The sequence below is a fragment of the Weeksella virosa DSM 16922 genome (genome assembly GCF_000189415.1).
In the GTDB taxonomy this organism is placed as follows: domain Bacteria; phylum Bacteroidota; class Bacteroidia; order Flavobacteriales; family Weeksellaceae; genus Weeksella; species Weeksella virosa.
In genome coordinates this window covers 1295759-1317270 of the sequence record NC_015144.1, presented here as the reverse complement: position 1 = coordinate 1317270, position 21512 = coordinate 1295759, and the positions used below count along the sequence as shown (strand labels likewise).

Sequence of the window (21512 nt, the reverse complement as noted above, 5' to 3'; positions counted from 1 at the left end):
ATAACGAATACGATCTATTGTATTAATTCAAGCTTTGCAAATAAGCTATCCATCCCAGTGTTTGATATTCTTTGGCAGCTGTTTTAACGTCGGCAGATTTGTACAGCCCACGACCAACAATCATAAAGTCGGTATGGTAATTATTGAAAACAACTTCTGGCGTGTTGTATTGTTGCCCTTTGCTATCACCACTTACATTGATATTTACACCTGGCGTAAACAACAACAAATGATCACCAATTTTGCGCTGTGCAACACAACCTAAAACTTTGGGTTCGTTTTCGGATACATTGATTACTTTACTGAAATAGTAGTCGTCTGTTAAGGCACCTTTTGATGACATTTCGGCCAAAGTAATAACACCTGTATTCTCGAAAACCTTCAAACTTTCTGCTCCTCCAATCGGATGAACCGTTACCAAGTCTGCCCAGTCTGAAATTTTATAAATCGATTTCTTGAACTGCATTTCTTGCGTATTACCGATATCGGCAAACTTTCTATCCTCAAACAATAAGAATTCTTTTTCTTTAGCCAATTTCTTCAATTGATAGATTAAATCATCAGAAAAATCTTGAATGATATCGGAATGTAATTTTAGTGCTACAATATGGTCAGCTACTTCGTTTGCAAATCGCAACACTTCTGCAGAAGTAATGAGATCTGCTGACGCAATTAGATTCGATTGTTTTTTCAGAGCCAGTTCTACTAATCTTTTCCCGATAGGATGTGTTACTTTTTTTTCTTCTAGTGGAAGCCTTTTTTGTACAACTTCTTCGGTTGGATTGTTGAGAAATTCTTTTATTTTTACCTTTTCCGAATCGGTCAAACGATGATATTTATGTAGGATATCGATGACTTCGTTTATAGTAAAAAGTGTTTGCACATGATATCCTCGCTCGCGTAGTTTATCTACACCACCTTGTTCGCGATCGAGAACAACAACAAGATCCTCAACGATTAATCCTTCTCTCTCTACTTGGTCAATGGTTTCGAGTAAACTTTTACCAGACGTTATAACATCTTCTACCAGAAGACAGGTTTGGCCTTCGTGGAAAACACCTTCTACCATTCGCTTGGTTCCGTAACCTTTATTTTCTTTGCGTTTGATAATCAAGGGTATATTCGAGGTTAGACTCATCGCTGTTGCCATTGGTAGGGCAGCATAGGGTACACCGCAAATTAGTTCGAAATCTTTATTATCGACCAATTCTAACAAATTATTGGATAAAGTTTTCAATAATTGTGGGCTAGAAGCTAATGGTCTTAAATCAACATAAAAAGGTGATTCTATGCCGCTTTTCAGGGTAAAGTTTCCGAATTTGATGATTCCTAATTCGAACGCTTTTAATAAAAAATCTTCGCGTGGATTCATTTGTGTAATGTTTAAGCAAATTTAAGACTTATGATTAAAAAAATCCAATTATCAGCCAATTGTTTCTTTGTTTTGGATGAAAATATATTGGTTTATGGGTTTTTATCTATCCTAAAAATAAAAACCTCTAAACATAGTCAGAGGTTTCTTTCCTTTATTTTGCGTAATATTTTTGTTTCAATTCTTTTACTTTATCGTCTTCTAAGAATTCATCATAGGTCATGTAGCGATCGATGATTCCGTTTGGTGTAAGTTCTATGATTCTATTACAAGTAGTTTGTACCAACTCGTGGTCATGAGACCCCATTAGTAATGTTCCTTTAAAATTCTGTAGAGAATTATTCAGTGCTGTAATCGACTCTAAATCTAAGTGAGCTGTTGGCTCATCCATAATCAACACGTTGGCGCGCAACAGCATCATACGAGAAAACATACAACGCATTTTTTCTCCTCCGGATAGAACTGATGATTTTTTTAGGGCTTCGTCACCCGAGAATAACATCTTACCTAAAAATCCACGCATATATTCTTCGTGTCTTTCTTCGTCGTTTTCGGTGTATTGACGCAACCAATCGACTAAATTAATATCTTCTTTGAAGAATTCGGTATTGTCTAGCGGTAGATAAGCCTGAGTTGTGGTAACACCCCACGAATAATCTCCACTATCGGCTTGAGCATTACCCGAAATAATCTCGAAAAACTGAGTTACCGCTTTAGAGTTTCTTGAGAAAACGCCAATTTTATCTCCTTTTTTCAGATTCAGCGTTACATCCTTAAACAAAACCTCATCATCTACCGAAGCAGAAAGATTATTAATTTCTAGGATTTGATCACCTGCCTCACGAGATTGCTCCCATATAATAGCTGGATATCGACGAGAAGATGGCTTAATATCTTCTATATTTAGTTTATCGATCATTTTCTTACGTGCCGTTGCTTGTTTAGCTTTTGCAACGTTAGAAGAGAATCGAGCAATAAATTCTTGTAATTCTTTTTTCTTTTCTTCTGCTTTCTTATTTTGCTGTGCACGTTGTTTTGCAGCTAACTGAGAAGATTGGTACCAGAAAGTATAATTCCCAGAATATAAATTGAGTTTAGAGAAGTCTAAGTCGCAAATATGTGTACAAACTGCATCTAAGAAGTGACGGTCGTGCGAAACAACAATCACGGTGTTCTCGTAATTAGCCAAGAAGTCTTCTAACCAAGAAATCGTTTGCACGTCTAATTCGTTCGTTGGTTCATCGAGTATAAGTACATCTGGATTACCGAAAAGAGCCTGAGCGATCAAAACTCTCACTTTTGCTTTGTTATCCAAATCTCCCATCAGCGTATAATGCATATCCGACTCGATTCCTACATTCGATAAAAGGGCTGCAGCATCCGATTCGGCATTCCACCCTCCCATTTCCTCGTACTCTACACCAAGTTCACCAGCTTTTATCCCGTCTTCTTCGGAGAAATCTGGTTTGGCATAGAGTGCATCCATTTTTTCTTTGATATCATACAGCACTTTATTTCCTCGCAAAACGGTGTCTAATACGGTATATTCATCATATTTGAAGTGGTTTTGCTCCAAAACAGACATTCTTTTTCCTTTCTCTAAGGAAACTTGTCCTGAGGTAGGTTCTATTTCACCCGATAATATTTTCAGAAATGTAGATTTACCGGCACCATTTGCACCAATAATTCCATAGCAATTGCCATTTGTAAATTTTATATTAACTTCGTCGAAAAGTACGCGCTTGCCGAACTGTAGCGACAAATTAGAAACATTTAACATAATTTTTGGTATAATGTTTGTTTAATTTTGTGCAAAGTTACAAATTTTTAATTGGAAAATATTCTAAGGTGTCAAAAGAGATTAGTATAAAAAACAAACGAGCTCGTTTTGAATATGAGTTGTTAGAAGGATTTGATGCGGGCATTCAATTGTTTGGCACTGAAATAAAATCTATTCGTCTTGGCAAAGCTTCTATAGTAGACAGTTTCTGCCAAATGAAAAATGGTGAATTGTATATTATAAACATGTTTATCGATGAATATGCATGGGGAACGCATTACAATCATCTCCCGAAGAGAGAAAGAAAATTATTATTGCAAAAAAAAGAATTAAAAAAACTAGAGCGAAAAACAAAAGAAACAGGCCTCACAATAGTGCCTACTACATTGTATATCAATGATAAAGGCTTGGCAAAATTAAGAATATACCTTGCCAAAGGAAAGAAACTATATGATAAGCGTGAAGCCCTTAAAGGAAAAGATTTGAAAAGAGATTTGGAAAGAATCATAAAGAATTCTTAAATTTGCATACTGTTTTAATTATTTTTGAATAAAACAAAATACTAAATATTTGATAATGAAAAAGTTTAATCTATTATTATCTACAGTTATGTTATTCGTTGCGGGTAGCACATTTGTAGATGCTCAGAATTCTCAGAATCCTTGGGCGATTACAGTAGGAGCACATGCAACGGATCACCGATCTGTTCGTGGTGCATTTGACCACTTCTTTGATACAGATAACTGGAGCATTGTTCCTCCACTATCTAAGTTATCGGTTATCCGTAACTTAAACCGTTCTTTTGACGTTGATTTAACGGCTTCGGTTGGTGAGATTGACAACAAACGTTTCAACATCAAAGACGAATTATTCATCAATGCAGGTTTAGGTTTACGCTATAAATTTGCGAATGATTACATCTTTAAATCAGACTCGTGGTTTGATCCGTATTTGAGAATTGGTGCCAACTACCACTACTACGATTACACTACTGCATTTGCAAATGCACAAGGTCAAACTACTACATTAGGTTCATCAAACAATCCTTATACACATGTAGCAGGGAAAGATGTAGAGACTGAGAAAAATCATTTTGGTCTTTCGGGAGGTGCTGGTATCAACTTCTGGTTTACTAAAAACTTTGGTTTGAACGTTGCTTCTGACTACAACTGGATTCCTTCTGCTAAGTCAGACTATTTCGATTTCTTCCAACACACAGTTGGGGTAACTTTCCGTTTCGGAAAACAAGATAGAGATGGTGATGGCATCCCTGACGAAGAAGATGCATGTCCGGACGACTTTGGTATCGCTACAGATGATCCATTAACAAATGGATGTCCTGATAGAGATGGTGACGGTGTATTTGACAAAGACGATGCATGTCCAGATGTACCAGGTCTAGCAGAGTTTAACGGATGTCCTGATACAGACGGTGACGGTATTCCAGATAACGAAGACGAATGTCCTGAAGTTGCAGGTCCGAAAGAAAACAACGGATGTCCTTGGCCAGATACTGACGGTGATGGAGTATTAGATAAAGACGATGAGTGTCCTACAGTACCAGGATTAGCAGAGTTTAACGGATGTCCTGATACAGACGGTGACGGTATTCCAGACAAGGATGATGCTTGTCCTACAGTAAAAGGTCCGAAAGAGAATAACGGATGTCCTTGGACTGAAGTTGAGGTTGCAAAACGTTTATCGAACATCTTATTCGAGTACAACTCAGATAAAATCGTTCCATCTTCTTACGAAGACGTACGTATAGCAGCTCAGATTCTTAACTCTGAAGATTTATTAGCTAACTCTTACTACATCGATGGACACGCTGACCAAAGAGGTAGAGATGCTTACAACAAAGCGTTATCATTGAAACGTGCACAAGCATTAGTTAACATCTTAGTAGAAAGAGGAAACGTTGATAGAAAACGTTTAACAGCTCGTGGATTAGGAAAAACTCAATTACTATGTACTGAAAACACTGAAGAGTGTTACCAAAGAAACAGACGTGTTGAGGTATTACCGAAAAACGCAGAAGTTATCGAAACGAAAGTTGTAAAACCTTCTAAAAAGAAATAATTCTTTCTTTAGATAAATAAAAAACCACCTCAATTGAGGTGGTTTTTTTATTATCCAGTATTTCAAGAAACATGGTAAAATGCATTAATTTTTCTTATATTTGTTATGGATACTGACCTATGTTACAGCAAAACAAAACCTTAAAGACAGTTATCATCATTGCCTGCAGTTTCTTTATTGTATGGTTTTTATTATATTTCCTTGTTGGCGAAAATTTCAGTTACAGCTTTACCAATACAAATTTACGCTTAGTCTTCCCGAAATGGGTTGTTTTCATGGCGGCAGTTTCTCTCTATCTCATAGTGATAATTCAAATTAATCTGAAAAAAAAGTGGCACTTTTCTAATATAATAAAATTTATTGTTGCCATTTTTCTTGGGATGATTCCATTTCTCTTGTATGGAATATTTTCTGTTACGCCTTGTCCCTTTTGGATGAAAAAATCAGAAAACATCCAAACATTATACATCTCTAAAATCAATCAAGAGCAAGTAATTATCCTACAAAAAAATACGTGTATAGATACACAAGAAATCCGTATAGATACAGTGAAAATTACGCCTTTTTTAGGATTTTTAGAATCTACTACTCCCATCTCTAAACAAGAAATAGAGCAACGTTATTGGCAGGAAGTAAAAAAGTAAATAATTGTCTTATTTTTGGTTAGATATACATCCTACTGGAATTTTTTATAAAACAGCAAGTTTCTGCTTTATTATTTGCAATGCTTTTTCTACGGTTTCTTCCAGATTCATACACGAATTATCGATAATAATTGCATCGTCTGCGGCTTTTAATGGAGCTATTGCTCGCGTACTATCTATCTTATCGCGTTCGATTACATTGGCCAAAACTTCTTCATAAGTTACCTGTTTACCTTCTGCTTGATATTCTAAAAACCTTCTTTCTGCACGTGCTTCTGCCGAGGCTGTAATAAAAAGCTTCACATTTGCATCTGGGAAAACCACGGTCCCGATATCGCGACCATCCATCACTACCTCCATCTCTTTTGCCATGCTACGCTGTAATTCTACACAAAGATCGCGCACTTCTTTTATGGCTGCAATATTGCTAACATGAGAGGAAATCTCTATCGAACGTATTTTATCTTCTACCCTTTCATTGTTGAGATAAGTTTCTAGTTTGCCGGTTTGTAGATTAGGTCTGAATTGGATAGATATAGAAGATAACAAAGGAATCAGTTTTTGGGTAGCGATTTGGTTATTTGGCGTAATAAAACCTTTACGTAATGCAAATAAGGTTATTGCTCGATACATCGCTCCACTATCGATATGTATAAAACCTAAGGCATGAGCAATCTGCTTAGAGGTTGAACTTTTCCCGGTTGAAGAATAACCGTCTATAGCAATAACAATTGGTAATTTCATGTTGTAAAAATAAGAAAGAAAACTTAGATTATAACCATGGATTACTGCGCCAATAATCTCGCCCTTGAATCAGTCGATCTAGATTAACAATGATGCCGAAATGGTTTGCTCCTCCCGATTTGTGGTAATTGGCATGAGCATATTCTATACGGAAAGCGTTTGCTCGAAAACCGAAACCGTAAGTAAGTCCAGAAAAAGAACGAACATCATCGATTGCCAACTCGTTTCCTCTTTTAAAGTTGTAGCCAATTCGTAGATTGAAATCTTGTTCTGGAAAAATTTCTGCTCCGATCGAAACGTGATCTATAAATTTCCGACCAAAAGAAGTTTTTTTTCCGTTTTTATTTTCTGGAATCGAATTATCGAATTTCTGTAAATCGTGTAAAGTAAGATTCAATTCTATCGGTACATGCTCTAAACGATGCGTCAATCCAAGATTGATTTGCACGGGCATTTTTTCTTTTTTACCATCGTAGGATTTGATCTGACTTCCGATATTTCTAGCGACCAAAGTTGCATTAAAATTATCATCAAAATTATGATATGAAATGCCAATATCCGCTGCTACAGCTGAAGAAGTATACGATTCTATCCGAGAATTGATATATTTTAGATTAACTCCTACCGAGAAAAAATCGCTTATTTCTCTCCCATAACCCAATACAATTGCAGCATCATTCGCCTTGAAATCACCGGTTAGATTACCGATTTCATCGGCGCCGATCAGCTTTCCGTAATCTACATATTGTCCGTGCAGAGAAAGAAAATCAACATCGGCTAACTGATAAACACCCGAAAATGTAGCAAAATTTACATCGGCAATGTACGACACGTAATTCATAGCAAGTTGCCCATGCATCTTATGGTTCATCAGCGCTGGATTCCATAGCGACATATTCGGATCGGCATCCCATGCAGTTTGTGCATTCCCACCCAAGGCTGCTTGTCTTGCAGAAGTCGATATATTAAGAAACTCATATACTCTTGTTCCGTCCTGAGCAAATGTTTGCTGAGAAACTCCTATCATTATCAACAAAAGTAAATATAGTTTACGCATATTTTCTGTTTCAATGTTGTTAGATAACGTGATTATTGGAGCTTTGGTATAAGAAGATTCGAAAAATTATTGATAAGTGATTCTAGCCACGAAATATATAAACTGTTCATCTCTAATGCGTAAATAGAGTTCGTGTTCTTGTCGATATTGTTCGATATGTATAATTTTCTGGTAAGATAGTTCTTTGAGAAAATTCATTTCCAAAACGGCAATCGAGCGTTCCAATACTTCTTCTTTGGACAAAGTATCGAGGCACCAAGTGAGATATTGAATATTATTAACATGATTCACTACATCTAAATCTGATAATTTTACTTGATATTCTGCAACTTTCTGGAAACTTTCTGGAGTTTCTATTTTATTATTTTCCAAAGATGTCGCATGTAAATCAGTGAAAATTTTCAGGTGGTCAGCGTCAATTTTCAATGCTTCTGGACGTCTTCTTTCTGTATTGAAAACGGCCCACAAACTCGACACACCGACTAGTTTCTTCCCTTCTTTCTTTATCTCGAGGTTCCGAATAGATTTCGGAACACGAAGTAACTCTAGCCAAGTATCAATTGTAACCTCATCATTGAGTTCGGGTAAAGTATCAATCTCAATCCGAATCCGATTCATCACCCAAGCCTGTTTATTATGCTGCAAATCATCAAAACCCAAACCACAAAAATCTGCATGATTGGCTGCGGTTATTTGTAGAATGTTTGCCAATTCTGGGTATTTTATTTTACGGTTGGGATAGACTCTACTGTAATCGATATAAAATTTTTCGGTATAATAATCGACAGGATTCATTTACAATATTTACGATAATTGAGATTTGAAATCGGCCATGATTACAGCTGCAACACCTGCTTCTACTCCTTTATTCCCATGTTTTCCGCCCGAACGATCAATCGATTGTTGTTCGTTTTCATCAGTTAATAAACAGAATATTATGGGCATTGGATGTTTCTGATTAAGAAATTGAATACCTTGGGTAACGCCTTGGCAGACATAATCAAAGTGTGCGGTTTCTCCTCTTATGACGCATCCTACCGCTATTATTCCGTCGAGATTTGGGTACTTTTGTGCGATTTTATCGGCTCCATAGACCAACTCGAAACTACCTGGCACATGCATCATTAAGATATCTTTTTCATCTACTCCCAAATCTATCAACGTATCTTTTACGCCATCTCTTAGATTGAATGTTATGTGATTATTCCATTCTGAGGTTACGATTGCAAAGCATTTTCCTTTACCTGATGGTAGTGTGCTTTTATCGTACTGTGATAGATTTTTATTTTCAGTTGCCATTATATTATGTTATTATTTTGTGCATGAGTAAAATTACGGCTATTCTTGCCAAGAAAAAAGTCGGGCCGAATAATAATTGTATCCAACCCGACTTTTTATTTGATAGTCTTCTATCTTTTGTTTGTTTTATTACTGACCTAGCGCATAAGTTAGACGTTCTACAAACTTCTCTGCTTCGTTATTGTTTGCTCCTGGGTATTTATCTACAATTGTCTGGAAATATTTTAGCGCATCTTCATTCTTACCTAAGCTCATCGCAATATTGCCTGCTTTGGTATAATATGTTTGCTCGATGGTAACAACGTTGGTTGCTTCTGCTGCTTTTACATAATATGGCAAACCTTCTTCTACTTTCCCGGTTTGTACTAAACAGTTTCCGATCATTCCGTATTTCTGAGCCATAAGAACTGGATCTTTGGTCGAGAAATCTTCGAACATTTTTATCGCAGTTGTATAATCACCCAGTTTGTAATATGCAACTCCGGCCTTTAGTTTGGCTAAATTTCCCGCATCTGTATTGCCATACTCGTCTACGATTTGTTGCAGCCCCATATAACTTCCTTTGCTCCCGTTGAGTGCTTGACCGATTGAGTCTTGCTCGAACAGTCGTTCTGCTGTCACCATTTCTTTGAGTGCTTGATCTGATTTTGGGTCTACGATTAATTTTATATAAGCGAAATAACCCAATGCAGCAAGCACCACTATGCCGATTACAATTCCTATAGCTTTAGCATTTTTTTCTAAGAAGAGTTCCATATTAAGGGCGGTACGATCTAATTTCTGTACCAATTCCTCTGTTGTAGACTCTTCGTTTTTTACTTTCTTTGCCATGTAATATTATTAATGCGATTGCAAAAATAGGCTTCTATTTGCTTATTTCCAACAATCTTCTATAGTTTTATAACAGATTTAGAATAAATAAGCTACCGACAAATTTAGGAGTTTCGGAGTTGATTCTGTTTTGTAATCCCAGTTATCTTTTATAAACTCAGACGTTACTTTCCCAAATCCAAATTCGTAACGCAAATCGAATAAGAATCTAGAGACTTCTACTCCTGCACCGATATGCATTCCTACATTAAATTCATCTTGTTTTGCTTTGGAAATTTCGTTAAAAGAAATATCGTCATTAAAGTAATAAGAAAAGGTTGGTCCGATTTGTACGTGAGCTAATCCTAAAAATTCTTTTCCAATTCCTACAGGGATATCAATTCTTTTTTTAGTAATGTCGTATTGGATTCCTTGCGTTTCATACTCATTTTTATATTGTGTATACAATACTTCTGGCTGTACATAAATTCCTGCAAATTTTGCACGAATTAAGGCTCCTGCCTGGAAACCTGTAGATCCGTTTCCTTTGTCTCTGAAAATATTTCCAGCATTTTCTACTACCGACTTACCGTTATCGGCATTGAAAACAACGCCTGCCTTCAATCCAAAATCTAAACTTTGAGCTTGTGCAAATCCTGTAATTAATGCAGTTGTTGCGATAAATAATTTTTTTCTCATGGTATTTATTTTTTTATTTGTCTTTTAATAATGCTGTTCTCAATTTCGTAAAAAGTTCTGATGAATATACAAAATCTATCACCGATTTATTGTCGGCCGTGAGTATTTCATCTTTTGTCCCTTCCCATTCAAGGTAGCCTTGTTTCAGGAAAATAATTTTATCTCCAATTTCCATCACCGAATTCATATCGTGGGTATTAACCACCGTTGTTGTATTGTACTCTTGTGTAATCTCATAAATCAATTTATCGATAACTAGAGCTGTTTTTGGGTCGAGCCCAGAGTTTGGTTCATCGGCAAATAGGAATTTTGGTTCGTTGATCATTGCACGAGCAATAGCGACCCTTTTTTGCATACCACCTGAAATTTCTGATGGATATTTTACCAAAGCTTCTTTGGCTATTTCTACACGATCAAGCATTTTCTTAGCTCTTGCAATAGCTTCTTGTCTAGATAGATTAGAGAACATCTCTAATGGGAAGCAAACATTTTCTAGAATATTCATCGAATCAAAAAGGGCACTTCCCTGAAATACAACTCCAATTTGTTCTCGTAAATATTGTCTTTGTTTGTAATCATAATCAATAGTATTTTCACCATTGAAGTAGATTTCTCCAGAGGTCGGCATTAATAATCCTATCAAACATTTTAAGAAAACTGTTTTACCTGAACCACTTTGTCCGATAATGAGATTGGTTTTCCCTTCGTGAAAATCGACCGAAAAACCTTTTAATACCTCGATATCATCGAACGATTTAGTTATGTTTCTTACTTCAATCATTAGCTAAGAATGGTTTGGGTTAATAATAAGTTGAGAATGATGATGCAAATCGATGTCCATACAACTGCTGTCGTACTCGAGCGTCCCACCTCTAGAGATCCTCCGCTTACGTAATACCCATAATAAGCTGGTACTGTAGCAATAACAAATGCAAACACCATGGTTTTGAAGAAAGTATAAATATAGAATTTTAGAGCCATTCCCATTTGTAGTCCTTGTACAAAATCGACTGGTGCCCACATTTTGGTAAAAACACCAATGAGATGTCCTCCTAGAATCCCGAATCCTATACTAATAGCGATCAGGAATGGAAAGAAAAATACACAAGCTATTATTTTCGGTAAAATGAGAAAGTTAGGAGAATTAATTCCCATCACATCCAATGCATCGATTTGTTCGGTCACTCTCATTGTACCAATACTAGAGGCGATATAAGAACCAACTTTCCCCGCCAGAATAAGCGAAACAATGGTTGGGGAAAATTCTAAAACTAACACTACTTTTGTTGCATAACCGATATATGCATCGGGAACTGGAATTTCTGATCCTCGAAAATTTTGAGCCATTTGAATCGCAACAACGGCACCCATAAACGTAGAAATAAACGTCACAATACCCAAGGAACTCATCCCGAGATCCATCACTTCGCGGATGATTAATTTCCAAAAATATTTAAACTTGATAGGTTTTTGAAATACTTTTGTCATCAGCAAAACGTATCTCCCTAAGTTTTCAAACAATTTCATTGCCACAAAAATAGTATTTTTATTGTTATATTCTTTTTAAATATTCGACAAAGTGCACTATCGACAACTTGAAAATTATGTTCCTAAAGATGCTTTACCTTTGATTGAAACATGGTTTTCGCCTTTTAAAATACAACTAAGAATAACGCCCAATCGCAAAACAAAATTGGGCGATTACCGCAAAAACGGTATTTTACATTCTATCTCGGTAAACGGAAATTTATCACCCGAGGCCTTCTTTTTTGTTCTCACACATGAGTTTGCTCATCTAAAAGCTTATCACGACTTTCATGGGAAACTAATTTTAGCACACGGGAAAGAATGGAAAGAGACTTTTTCTAAACTTTTGATCGATTCGGCTTATCTTTATTCTACCGAAATACAGCCTTATATTTTGCAACATGCACGCAAACCAAAAGCTTCTGTCACCGCTGATCCGGGCATTGCTAAAAATCTTTTGAGAAATGAGAGCGGTTTGCCTTATTTAGAAGATTTGCCAGAAGGAAGCCTTTTCTACATAGGAAATAAACTTTTACAGAAAGGAAAAAAAAGAAAAATAAGGTATCTTTGTCATGAAAAAAATACAGGTAAGAAGTATTTAGTAAGTGGTCTTGCCCAAGTAAATAGAGTGAAAGAATGAAACAGAATGATCGCTACGCTGTAATTATGGCGGGTGGAATTGGCACACGTTTTTGGCCGTTGAGTACAACCCGAAAGCCTAAACAATTTCATGATATTTTAGGAACCGGAAAAACGTTTATCCAGATAACGTATGAACGCCTAAAGAAAGTTGTTCCGGTAGAAAATATTTTTGTTGTTACCAGCCAACAGTATGTTGATATTACAATGGAACAATTGAGCGAACTTCATCCCTTCAATATTATTCGAGAACCACAGGCTATCAATACTGCTGCCTGTAATCTTTTATCATCTCTCATTATCCGAGAAATCAATAAGAAAGCAAAAATTATTGTTGCTCCGTCTGACCATCTTATTTTGGATGAAGAAGAATTTATGCATAAAGTAAACTTTGCTTTCGATCATGTGGATGATGAAAAATTAATAACCTTAGGCATAAAACCAACTCGAGCAGAAACTGGCTATGGATATATACAGTATAATAACTTTTCGAGTGATCCCATATCTAAGGTCTTGACTTTTACGGAAAAGCCTAGTTTAGAAATAGCTGAAACCTTACTGAAGAGTGGTGAATTTTTATGGAATTCTGGAATTTTTATTTGGTCGGTACGGGCTATTTTAGACGCTTTCAAAGAATTATTACCTAGCATGTACAAGACGCTCAACTCCTATTTCGAGAATGGAACCAACAACGAAGTTATTTTGCGTTCTGTTTATTCGACCTTACCAATGATTTCTATTGATGTCGGGGTACTCGAAAAATCTAAAAATGTGTATGTAGTACCTGCAGAATTCGGTTGGACAGACCTCGGAACATGGAATTCTTTGTTCGAATACGGAAAGAAAAACGAAGAAGAGAATATCATCAAAGGGAAGCATGTTCAAGTATACAATACAACCAATAGTATCATCTACAACACAACTAAAAAAGCAATGATTATCGATGGTCTCGATGATTATATTATAGTCGATACCAAAGAAGGCTTACTGATTTGTCCTAAAAAAAATGATCAAGAAATCAAAACGTATGTCAACGATCTTAAACTGAGTAAGGGCGATCGTTTTTGTTAGAGATTTTCTTAATAGAATAAAAAAACAACCTACAATAAAATAAGCGCAGAAAAAAAATTCTGCGCTTATTTTATTGTAGAATCACTGTATATAAGAAGACACAAAGATCTAATGCGCTTCTAACCAATTATCTCCTACACCAACTTCCGCCACCAAAGGAACTTCCATTTGTATTACCGACTCCATGGTGGTTTTTATCATTTTACTCACTTCTTCTACTTCGCTAATGGGTGCATCAAACACCAACTCATCATGTACCTGAAGGAGCATTTTGGTGGCAAACTTCTTATCCAGCTCTTTCTGGATTTGAATCATAGCCAACTTGACAATATCTGCTGCAGACCCTTGGATCGGAGCATTTACAGCATTGCGCTCTGCATGCGAACGTACTGTATTATTTCTCGAGTTGATGTCTTTTAAATAACGTCTGCGCCGCATCAGAGTTTCGACAAATCCGTTTTCTCTTGCAGATGCAATTTGTTGATCTATATATTTTTTCAGTGTAGGATATGTTTCGTAATAAGCATCTATCAGTTTTTTGGCTTCTGTATTCGAAAGCCCTGTTTGCTGCGCCAATCCAAAAGCAGAAACACCATAAATAATACCAAAATTTACGGTTTTGGCTTGCGATCGCTGTTCTCTTGTCACCTCATCTAGTGCAACCCCAAAAATCTTTGCTGCTGTGGACGCATGAATATCTTCTCCGTCTTGGAAAGCTTTCACCATTACGGGATCTTGTGCCATTTGCGCAATCAACCGAAGTTCTATCTGAGAATAATCGGCAGAAATTATTTTATACTCGGGATTGCGAGCAATAAATGCTTTTCTGATTTGCTGCCCTTCTTCTGTTCTTATAGGGATATTTTGCAAGTTCGGATTTACTGAGGATAATCTCCCTGTAGCGGCAACCGTTTGTGCAAATGTTGTATGAACACGCTGTGTAACAGGATTCACTAACTCTGGCAAAGCGTCGATATAGGTTGATTTCAGTTTTTGCAACTGTCTGTAATGTAAAATATTTTTGATAATTGGATAATGCGCCAATTTAGATAGTATTTCTTCTCCTGTTGAATATTGCCCTGTTTTGGTTTTTTTACTTTTAGGCTCGAGTTTTAATTTATCGAATAGAATATCTCCCAATTGTTTTGGGGAATTTAAATTAAACTCTTCTCCTGCCTCTGAAAATATTTTTTGTTCTAACTCTTTGATTTTCTCCTGATGCTTTTTCGATAATTGCTGCAGAAAATCTACATCTAGCCGTATTCCTTCTATTTCCATTGTTGCCAAAACTTTCATCAAAGGCATTTCTATATTTCGAAAGAGTTTCGTGAGCGATACTTTTTCTAGTTCGGGTTCGAAGATATTTTTCAACTGAAAGGTTACATCCGAATCTTCAGTACCGTATTCGGTTTGTTCTATCAAATCAACTTCTCGAAAATTTTTCTGATTTTTCCCTTTCTTTCCTATCAATGTTTCGATAGATACTGGCTTATATCCTAAATATGTTTCTGACAAAACATCGAGATTATGACGCATATCGGGATTGAGAAGATAATGTGCTATCATCGTATCGAAATTTTCTCCATCAATTCGGATTCCGTATTTATACAAAACCTTGAGGTCGTATTTTATGTTATGTCCTATTTTTTCTATTGCAGGGTTGCTGAATAGTTCGGCAAACTCGAGAATAATGTTTTTTGCATCATCAAAATCTTCTGGGAAGGGTAGGTAATACCCTTTGCCTTTTTCCCAAGAGAAAGAAATTCCTACTAACTTGGCTTCTAATGGATCTAAACTTGTCGTTTCGGTATCGAACGCAAAGCTGTCCAACGTTTTCATTTTGTCAATTAGTAATCTACGCGCCACAGGTGTGTCGACCAATTGATAAAAATGATCGGTATTGCTAATATTGGTAAAATTAGAATTGAGCGGAACGATTACTTCTTCTGAGGTGAAGTCGAACAACGATTGTTGTGTTGTTTCTTTGTTTTTTTGTATCGATTGAGAAATCTCGTTTTGTGTATCTTGATTGATTCTAGAAGGATCGACATTATATAATCTATAAACGGTTTCGAGCATTCGACGAAACTCTAACTCAGTAAACAAATCGGTAACTTTCTCCAGATTGGGCGGACAAACTGTTAAGTCTTCTTCGTCGAACTCAACGGGTACATCGGTAATAATCGTAGCTAATTTTTTAGATAAGATTGCTTGTTCTCTATTTTCGATGACATTCTCTTTTTGTTTTCCTTTCAATTGATCAGTATTGGCCAATAACCCTTCTAAAGACCCGTATGTTTTGATGAATTTTATGGCTGTTTTTTCTCCAACTCCTGGAATTCCAGGAATGTTGTCTACCGAATCGCCCATCATACCTAATAAGTCTATTACTTGTATTGGGTCTTCTATTTGGTATTTTTCTTTTACTTCTTCTACACCCCAAATCTCAACTCCACGACCATAAGCTGGTGGTTTATACATCTTGATGTGTTCGCTAACCAATTGTGCAAAATCTTTATCGGGAGTCACCATATAAGTGGTATATCCTCTTTGTTCTGCTTTTTTTGCGAGTGTCCCAATCACATCATCTGCTTCGTAGCCTTGTGCGTACAAAACAGGTATTCTTAGTGCATTAAGGATTTCTTGGATATAAGGTACTCCTTCGCGGATGGCTTCGGGAGTTTCTTCTCTGTTTGCTTTATATTGAGGGAAATCAACCGTTCTTATGGTTGCTTCTCCCACATCAAAAACTACGGCTAAGTGTGTGGGTTGCTCTCGTCGAATAACATCGAACAAGGAGTTAAGAAACCCCATTATTGCCGAAGTGTTAAAACCTTTCGAGTTGATTCTTGGGTTCTTAATAAATGCATAATAACCTCTAAAAATCAATGCATATGCATCTAATAGAAATAATCTTTTATCAGAATGATTCATTCGGGTTCTTATATATATTATTTTCTAATGTAGAACTATAATTGTTCTATTATTGTTCGGGAGCTATCTGCAAAACCAATCCTTCTATTTCGGGAGTTACGGCCAATTGACAGCTCAAACGGCTATTTTCTCTCACGTGAAAAGCTTCTGCGAGCATTGCATCTTCATCAGGATTCATCTCTGGCAGTGGAGTCTCTGGAGATTCTACATAGCACTGACATGAGGCACACATGGCCATTCCACCACAAACCCCAAAGGTACCTTCTTCTACCAACTCATATACACGCACAATTTCCATCATATTCATGTTCATATCGGTTGGTGCATCAACTTCGTGGCTTACTCCTTCGCGATCGATGATTGTAACTTTTATATCAGACATTGTTTCTAAGAATTTGTGTTGCTAACAAAAATACAATTTTATTCTCCTTTACGATACTTCATCAATAAGATTTGGGTTAAAAAAAACTCAATCTATATAAGCTTTTTCGGTAGAATGGTTCATAGGACGGTTTCTTTTTACATGAATTCTGTACTCTAGTTTGATGCTTATCTATTTTAAAAACTAAAAAAACCTTATTGCAAGCAACAAGGTTTTTCTGATGATTTTCTCACAGCAATGAATTACTCTATGGCTTTTACTACTGCTTTTTCTGCTTCTTTTCGGGTTCCATCGAAACCATCCACTCCTGCTACAGTTGTGTATTTCAGGATAAATTTCTTACCTGGGTTTAAGCGATTATAGACCGATTGACACATCAAGGTTGCTTCATGGAAACCACAGAGTATCAATTTCAATTTTCCTGGATAGGTATTGATATCTCCTATGGCATAAATACCTTCTATATTGGTCTGATAGTCAAGTGCATTGTTCACTTTGATTGCATTTTTCTCTATTTCTAATCCCCAATTAGCAATAGGACCTAATTTTGGCGATAGACCAAAAAGTGGAATAAAATAATCTGTCTCTATATAGAATTTCTCTCCTTCTTTTTCTATCTCTAATTTTTCTACCTTTCCGTCTCCTTGTATTGCTGTAATTTCGGCGGGCGTAATTAGGTTAACTTTTCCTAATTTTTTCAGTTCGATTACTTTATCTACCGAATCCAAGGCACCACGGAACTCGTTTCTACGATGAACAAGGGTAACTTCTTCTGCTATATCCGACAAAAAAATCGTCCAATCCAAAGCAGAATCACCTCCTCCTGCAATCACAATTTTTTTATCGCGGAACATTTCGGGCTGACGAACAAAATATTCTACTCCTTTTTCTTCGTAATCGGCAATATTGTCGATTAACGGCTTTCTTGGCTCAAAAGACCCTAATCCTCCTGCTATTGCAACGGCTTTTCCGTGAACTTTGGTCCCTCGGTTGGTTGTTACTATAAAGGTTTCATCTTCTTGCTTCTCTACTGTAGTGGCAATTTCATTGAGCGTAAATCCTGGTTCGAATTGTTTTATTTGCTCCATCAAATTGTCTATTAACTCTCCTGCACCAATGCTTGGGAATCCTGGAATATCGAAAATTGGTTTTTTAGGATATAGTTCTGCCAATTGACCTCCAGGCTGTGGAAGAGCATCGATTATATGGCATCTTAGTTTTAATAATCCGGCCTCGAATACAGCAAATAATCCTGTTGGTCCAGCGCCTATAATGATGATATCTGTTTCTATCATGATTGGATTTTTTTTACGTTTTTTGATGTCCACAAATTTAACAATTTTGAACCAAAAAATGAATGACTATCATCATCATAGTTAAGTTTTAATGAATTATGCAAGTGAAACTTATCGTTTTTTTATGGAATGTTTTAAAGAGAAGTGTTTATTAGTACCCCACAGGTTTACGACAATAATCCTCAAAATACTCTTGCATTTTTTTTAAAAGATTATGCTTCTCTCCATCGATAATAGTATACTTAAGCTTAAGGAATAGCTTTTCTTTATTTTCTTATATAAGAGATTCGTTTGGCTATATTTTTCATTTTCTATTAAAAAAAATCGGGGGTGTAATTATTTAATATTTTAAAGCAAAAGTAAATAAATGTTCACCGAGCAGACATCAATGCATGGGTTCGTAAATGCAATAAAACGCAAAAGTGAAACGTCGTTATATAGCATTCTCAAGATAATTTAACTACTAAAATCCATGAAGGTATCATGCTGATTATAATAATTTAAGGCAGCAACATAATCACTTAACGTCGCAGTAGCCTTTTGCTCACTGACGTTACCAATAACATCGGCGAATTGTTGGCCAGAATATAAATAAACCAAATGATTACCAATCACCCCAGATGGAAAGACTTCATTATCATCGTCATCAATATCCGGGTAATCATCGATCCAATACTCTTGTCCAAGCACAAACTCGTCAACATTGGGTTTCGTATAAACACAAATCTGTTCGCCTATAGTTAGATCCTCTTTGAACGCATCAACTAATTTATTTATAGAGTTAAATGATTTCATCATGAGCATGGTTTTGATCCTTTACTTTTTAATTCACCTGTTTTTCCATCAAGCTTACCTCTTCTGCCATCTTCACCTCCACCCCATATATCTCTACCTCCTTTGCCTGTCGGATGGTAAAGAGCATGATTTGAACTATGATCTGTACGGTCAACTAAAGACAATCGTCCTAAATCTTCATGATGATGCCAAGTCAATCCAGGGGGTGATTTGCTGTCGACTTTCCAAGAACTTAATTCTGGATATCTCTTAAGCATATCTCTTCTGAATGAAAGATCAGAGTTTAATTCTTCAAATAATTTTTTATTTGCCCGATTAAATTGAACAGAGTCACTAGAAAAAATATTCTTATCATCAAGAATAAAATCGAAAAAAATATGATATTTACCATTATTAGCTCTAGTAGCCAACCCCAACGGATCCACCCACTCCACCGGGTTCGGGGCGTATTAATAGAGGTTAATCCCTCCCATCAAGCCGATCGGGTCTTGGCTGATAAAGCGACCTAGCTCTGGGTCATAATATCTAAAGGTATTGTAATGTAACAACGTCTCAGCATCATAATACTAACCTTGAAAACGATGATTATTAATCACCTGCTCATCAGTAGCAGCTCGGCTCATGACACGGGTTTCACCCCACGCTTTGGCCTTGGCCTCCCACACCACGTCCTGACCTTGGTTCATCAACAGTTGTGGGGTACCGAGGTGATCGCACACATAATGAAAAAGTTTCGGCGCTGCTTGAGTTTCTTCTGCTAACTCGGCCTGCCACACCCGTGAGCTCAGTAGTTCCGCTTGTCCATCACTGCTATTGATGTATTGCGCCAAGGGCACAAACTGACCATCTTCGTAGAGATACACCGCTCATCCATTTTTGTTATTTCTAGACTTACAAGCTCTCTTGATTAAAAACTAAAAAATATATAGCAAGCACACTGACATCTAGGAATTTCATTACTCAACAAAAATTGCAGAATCGATCTTCATCTTTTTTAAGTACCAAGGCTAAATTAGTCATCAACTAATTTCTTTAACATAGTTTTAGCGCGTGAGTAACCATTCTCTGCTGCTAACTTAAGCCAATATATGCCTTCTTTTTCGTTCACTTTTGTGTATTGCCCCTTAAAATATGCTTGAGCAAGCATATATTGATGATGCGCATCCCCTGCTAGTGCTTTTTCAGATAAAACTTTGACTTCATGACTATCTAAATCCACCAATGAATAAAAACTACTTTTCTTCCAATGAATTAATACCTTATTATCTTGTCGTTTAATCTTACCGAATCGATCAAAGTGACGTAAATCCCCTCCATTTACTTCCAAAACGGTAATATCATCAAAGCCTTCGTCCTCCCTAGTCATTCGGATAAAGTAATGTAAATGTTTCTCTAAATGCCAACGTAAAGTCAGCTCCTTATCGATTTTCTTCACTACACCTTCGTACACAAAGTCTAATGCTTCAAAAGCAGCAAATACAGTTAAGAGTTCATCTTGCTTTAGATCATAATCATTAACTAGACCAAGTACAGTGGTTTTAAAAACATCATACGCAAACTCTAGTAACTCACGCTTTGAGTCTAACCGCCTGAAATACTCACCATCAATAACAACACGTACCTGCACAACACCCAATGCCTCGGGGCTTTTATTCAATGGTTTCTCTGGTGGAGTATCAAGTATATAAATAACCAATTTATCTATTTTTTCAGAAGTAATTTTCCTATGAGCGTAAAATTCAAAAGCACTACTAATGACTTTCCAAGCCCAACCATTTTCCCCAACATCAAAAGGGGTAACAATTTCTAGAACATTTAAGTATTTATTTACCATAACTGTTGACTATCACTTCATGATATTTAGGTCTTTTATTACCAAGAGGGTTACGTGCTGTTCCATCTCGCCTCATTGCACCTATTGCATAAGCATTAACAAAACCTTGTTCTTTAGCCAAAGCTTCTGCCCTTGTTAAATTTCTACAAACAATTTCCGACTTAAAATTTCCACCTTCATGGTTTAGTTTTCTTACTTGACTTTCTGCGCGGCTAGATTTTCCATCACGTCTTATCCTACTGTAGTCCCCCCATTTATAAACATCACCAGTATCTATATCCACAATTCTATAAACATGATTCCGTCGCCTGCTTAACTTAGAATTGCCATGCGCTCGTTTTCCAGCCCTTGACAAGCCTCCCACCAAAATCACGCCATTTCGAAGAACTTGCCTAACCAAAGCAGGATGCCACCCCCACGGATCCACCCACTCCACCGGGTTCGGGGCGTATTGATAGAGGTTAATCCCTCCCATCAAGCCGATCGGGTCTTGGCTGATAAAGCGACCTAGCTTAGGGTCATAATACCTAAAGAGAGAGTTTGTCTACTTT

General features: G+C 36.6%; 22 protein-coding genes and 2 pseudogenes. 5 read left to right on the top strand and 19 right to left on the bottom strand.

The features are described 5' to 3' along the window. Positions 1–22: 22 nt before the first annotated feature. On the bottom strand, positions 23–1372 hold the full coding sequence (gene pyrF, locus WEEVI_RS06395; RefSeq protein WP_013598338.1) for an orotidine-5'-phosphate decarboxylase: 1350 nt from the start codon (positions 1370–1372) through the stop codon (positions 23–25). Between the two features lie 154 nt (positions 1373–1526). Further along, positions 1527–3152 (bottom strand): ABC-F family ATP-binding cassette domain-containing protein, encoded by a 1626-nt coding sequence (locus WEEVI_RS06390; protein ID WP_013598337.1) that lies wholly within the window; start codon positions 3150–3152, stop codon positions 1527–1529. A 68-nt stretch (positions 3153–3220) separates the two neighbouring features. Here WEEVI_RS06390 and smpB point away from each other — a divergent pair, with 68 nt between their 5' ends. The 3 genes from smpB to WEEVI_RS06375 all read left to right on the top strand — a co-directional run bounded on the left by smpB (position 3221) and on the right by WEEVI_RS06375 (position 5875). Then, a complete protein-coding gene (gene smpB, locus WEEVI_RS06385) occupies positions 3221–3673 on the top strand; it encodes an SsrA-binding protein SmpB (RefSeq protein ID WP_115042210.1) in 453 nt (150 codons plus the stop codon). A 55-nt stretch (positions 3674–3728) separates the two neighbouring features. Continuing rightward, positions 3729–5231, top strand: coding sequence for an OmpA family protein (locus WEEVI_RS06380; RefSeq protein WP_013598335.1), 1503 nt, complete (start codon positions 3729–3731; stop codon positions 5229–5231). A gap of 119 nt (positions 5232–5350) precedes the next feature. Continuing rightward, on the top strand, positions 5351–5875 hold the full coding sequence (locus tag WEEVI_RS06375; RefSeq protein WP_013598334.1) for a hypothetical protein: 525 nt from the start codon (positions 5351–5353) through the stop codon (positions 5873–5875). 45 nt (positions 5876–5920) lie between these two features. On the opposite strand, the gene cmk is transcribed toward WEEVI_RS06375, so the two are convergent. From cmk to WEEVI_RS06335, 8 genes are all read right to left on the bottom strand, one after another. After that, positions 5921–6619 (bottom strand): (d)CMP kinase, encoded by a 699-nt coding sequence (cmk, locus tag WEEVI_RS06370; RefSeq protein ID WP_013598333.1) that lies wholly within the window; start codon positions 6617–6619, stop codon positions 5921–5923. A gap of 28 nt (positions 6620–6647) precedes the next feature. Next, positions 6648–7676 carry a type IX secretion system protein PorQ gene (gene porQ, locus WEEVI_RS06365; RefSeq protein WP_013598332.1) on the bottom strand — a complete coding sequence of 343 codons (1029 nt, stop codon included), beginning with the start codon at positions 7674–7676 and terminating at the stop codon, positions 6648–6650. Between the two features lie 66 nt (positions 7677–7742). Then, on the bottom strand, positions 7743–8471 hold the full coding sequence (locus tag WEEVI_RS06360; protein WP_013598331.1) for an acyl-[acyl-carrier-protein] thioesterase: 729 nt from the start codon (positions 8469–8471) through the stop codon (positions 7743–7745). A 9-nt stretch (positions 8472–8480) separates the two neighbouring features. Beyond that, positions 8481–8975, bottom strand: coding sequence for a 6,7-dimethyl-8-ribityllumazine synthase (gene ribH / locus WEEVI_RS06355; RefSeq protein ID WP_013598330.1), 495 nt, complete (start codon positions 8973–8975; stop codon positions 8481–8483). Positions 8976–9104: 129 nt separating this feature from the next. Then, on the bottom strand, positions 9105–9806 hold the full coding sequence (locus WEEVI_RS06350) for a tetratricopeptide repeat protein (protein WP_013598329.1): 702 nt from the start codon (positions 9804–9806) through the stop codon (positions 9105–9107). 78 nt (positions 9807–9884) lie between these two features. Continuing rightward, entirely contained in the window at positions 9885–10484 is a 600-nt protein-coding gene (locus WEEVI_RS06345) for a porin family protein (RefSeq protein ID WP_013598328.1), read from the bottom strand. A gap of 13 nt (positions 10485–10497) precedes the next feature. Next, on the bottom strand, positions 10498–11265 hold the full coding sequence (locus WEEVI_RS06340) for an ABC transporter ATP-binding protein (protein WP_013598327.1): 768 nt from the start codon (positions 11263–11265) through the stop codon (positions 10498–10500). Further along, complete coding sequence (locus WEEVI_RS06335; protein WP_041942111.1) at positions 11265–12011, bottom strand: MlaE family ABC transporter permease; 747 nt, start codon at positions 12009–12011, stop codon at positions 11265–11267. Before WEEVI_RS06335 ends, WEEVI_RS06340 begins: the two co-directional genes overlap by 1 nt. Before the next feature lie 52 nt (positions 12012–12063). On the opposite strand from WEEVI_RS06335, the gene WEEVI_RS06330 reads away from it, so the two are divergent. Beyond that, positions 12064–12651: a hypothetical protein gene (locus WEEVI_RS06330; protein WP_013598325.1), complete on the top strand. Its 588-nt coding sequence runs from the start codon at positions 12064–12066 to the stop codon at positions 12649–12651. Next, positions 12648–13721, top strand: a complete 1074-nt coding sequence (locus WEEVI_RS06325; RefSeq protein WP_013598324.1) for a mannose-1-phosphate guanylyltransferase — start codon at positions 12648–12650, stop codon at positions 13719–13721. Before WEEVI_RS06330 ends, WEEVI_RS06325 begins: the two co-directional genes overlap by 4 nt. Before the next feature lie 108 nt (positions 13722–13829). Here the strand turns inward: WEEVI_RS06325 and polA are convergent, their stop codons facing one another. The 9 genes and pseudogenes from polA to WEEVI_RS11350 all read right to left on the bottom strand — a co-directional run. Continuing rightward, entirely contained in the window at positions 13830–16655 is a 2826-nt protein-coding gene (gene polA, locus WEEVI_RS06320) for a DNA polymerase I (RefSeq protein ID WP_013598323.1), read from the bottom strand. A 49-nt stretch (positions 16656–16704) separates the two neighbouring features. Beyond that, a complete protein-coding gene (locus WEEVI_RS06315; protein WP_013598322.1) occupies positions 16705–17037 on the bottom strand; it encodes a 2Fe-2S iron-sulfur cluster-binding protein in 333 nt (110 codons plus the stop codon). Between the two features lie 242 nt (positions 17038–17279). Continuing rightward, on the bottom strand, positions 17280–18332 hold the full coding sequence (locus WEEVI_RS06310) for an NAD(P)/FAD-dependent oxidoreductase (RefSeq protein ID WP_013598321.1): 1053 nt from the start codon (positions 18330–18332) through the stop codon (positions 17280–17282). Positions 18333–18788: 456 nt separating this feature from the next. After that, positions 18789–19130 carry a DUF7716 domain-containing protein gene (locus tag WEEVI_RS06305; protein WP_052295766.1) on the bottom strand — a complete coding sequence of 114 codons (342 nt, stop codon included), beginning with the start codon at positions 19128–19130 and terminating at the stop codon, positions 18789–18791. Then, positions 19127–19561: an HNH endonuclease gene (locus WEEVI_RS10945; protein WP_052295765.1), complete on the bottom strand. Its 435-nt coding sequence runs from the start codon at positions 19559–19561 to the stop codon at positions 19127–19129. Before WEEVI_RS10945 ends, WEEVI_RS06305 begins: the two co-directional genes overlap by 4 nt. A gap of 15 nt (positions 19562–19576) precedes the next feature. Next, positions 19577–19681, bottom strand: a pseudogene (locus WEEVI_RS11500) (RHS repeat-associated core domain-containing protein); the annotation flags it as partial. 12 nt (positions 19682–19693) lie between these two features. Beyond that, complete coding sequence (locus WEEVI_RS11570) at positions 19694–19990, bottom strand: RHS domain-containing protein (RefSeq protein WP_309251595.1); 297 nt, start codon at positions 19988–19990, stop codon at positions 19694–19696. A 149-nt stretch (positions 19991–20139) separates the two neighbouring features. After that, the gene (locus WEEVI_RS06295) at positions 20140–20961 is read right to left on the bottom strand and encodes a tetratricopeptide repeat protein (protein ID WP_013598319.1); all 822 of its coding nucleotides are present in this window, start codon (positions 20959–20961) and stop codon (positions 20140–20142) included. Continuing rightward, positions 20951–21481, bottom strand: a pseudogene (locus WEEVI_RS11350) (RHS repeat-associated core domain-containing protein); the annotation flags it as partial. The gene WEEVI_RS06295 and the pseudogene WEEVI_RS11350, both read right to left, overlap by 11 nt. Positions 21482–21512 lie beyond the last annotated feature (31 nt).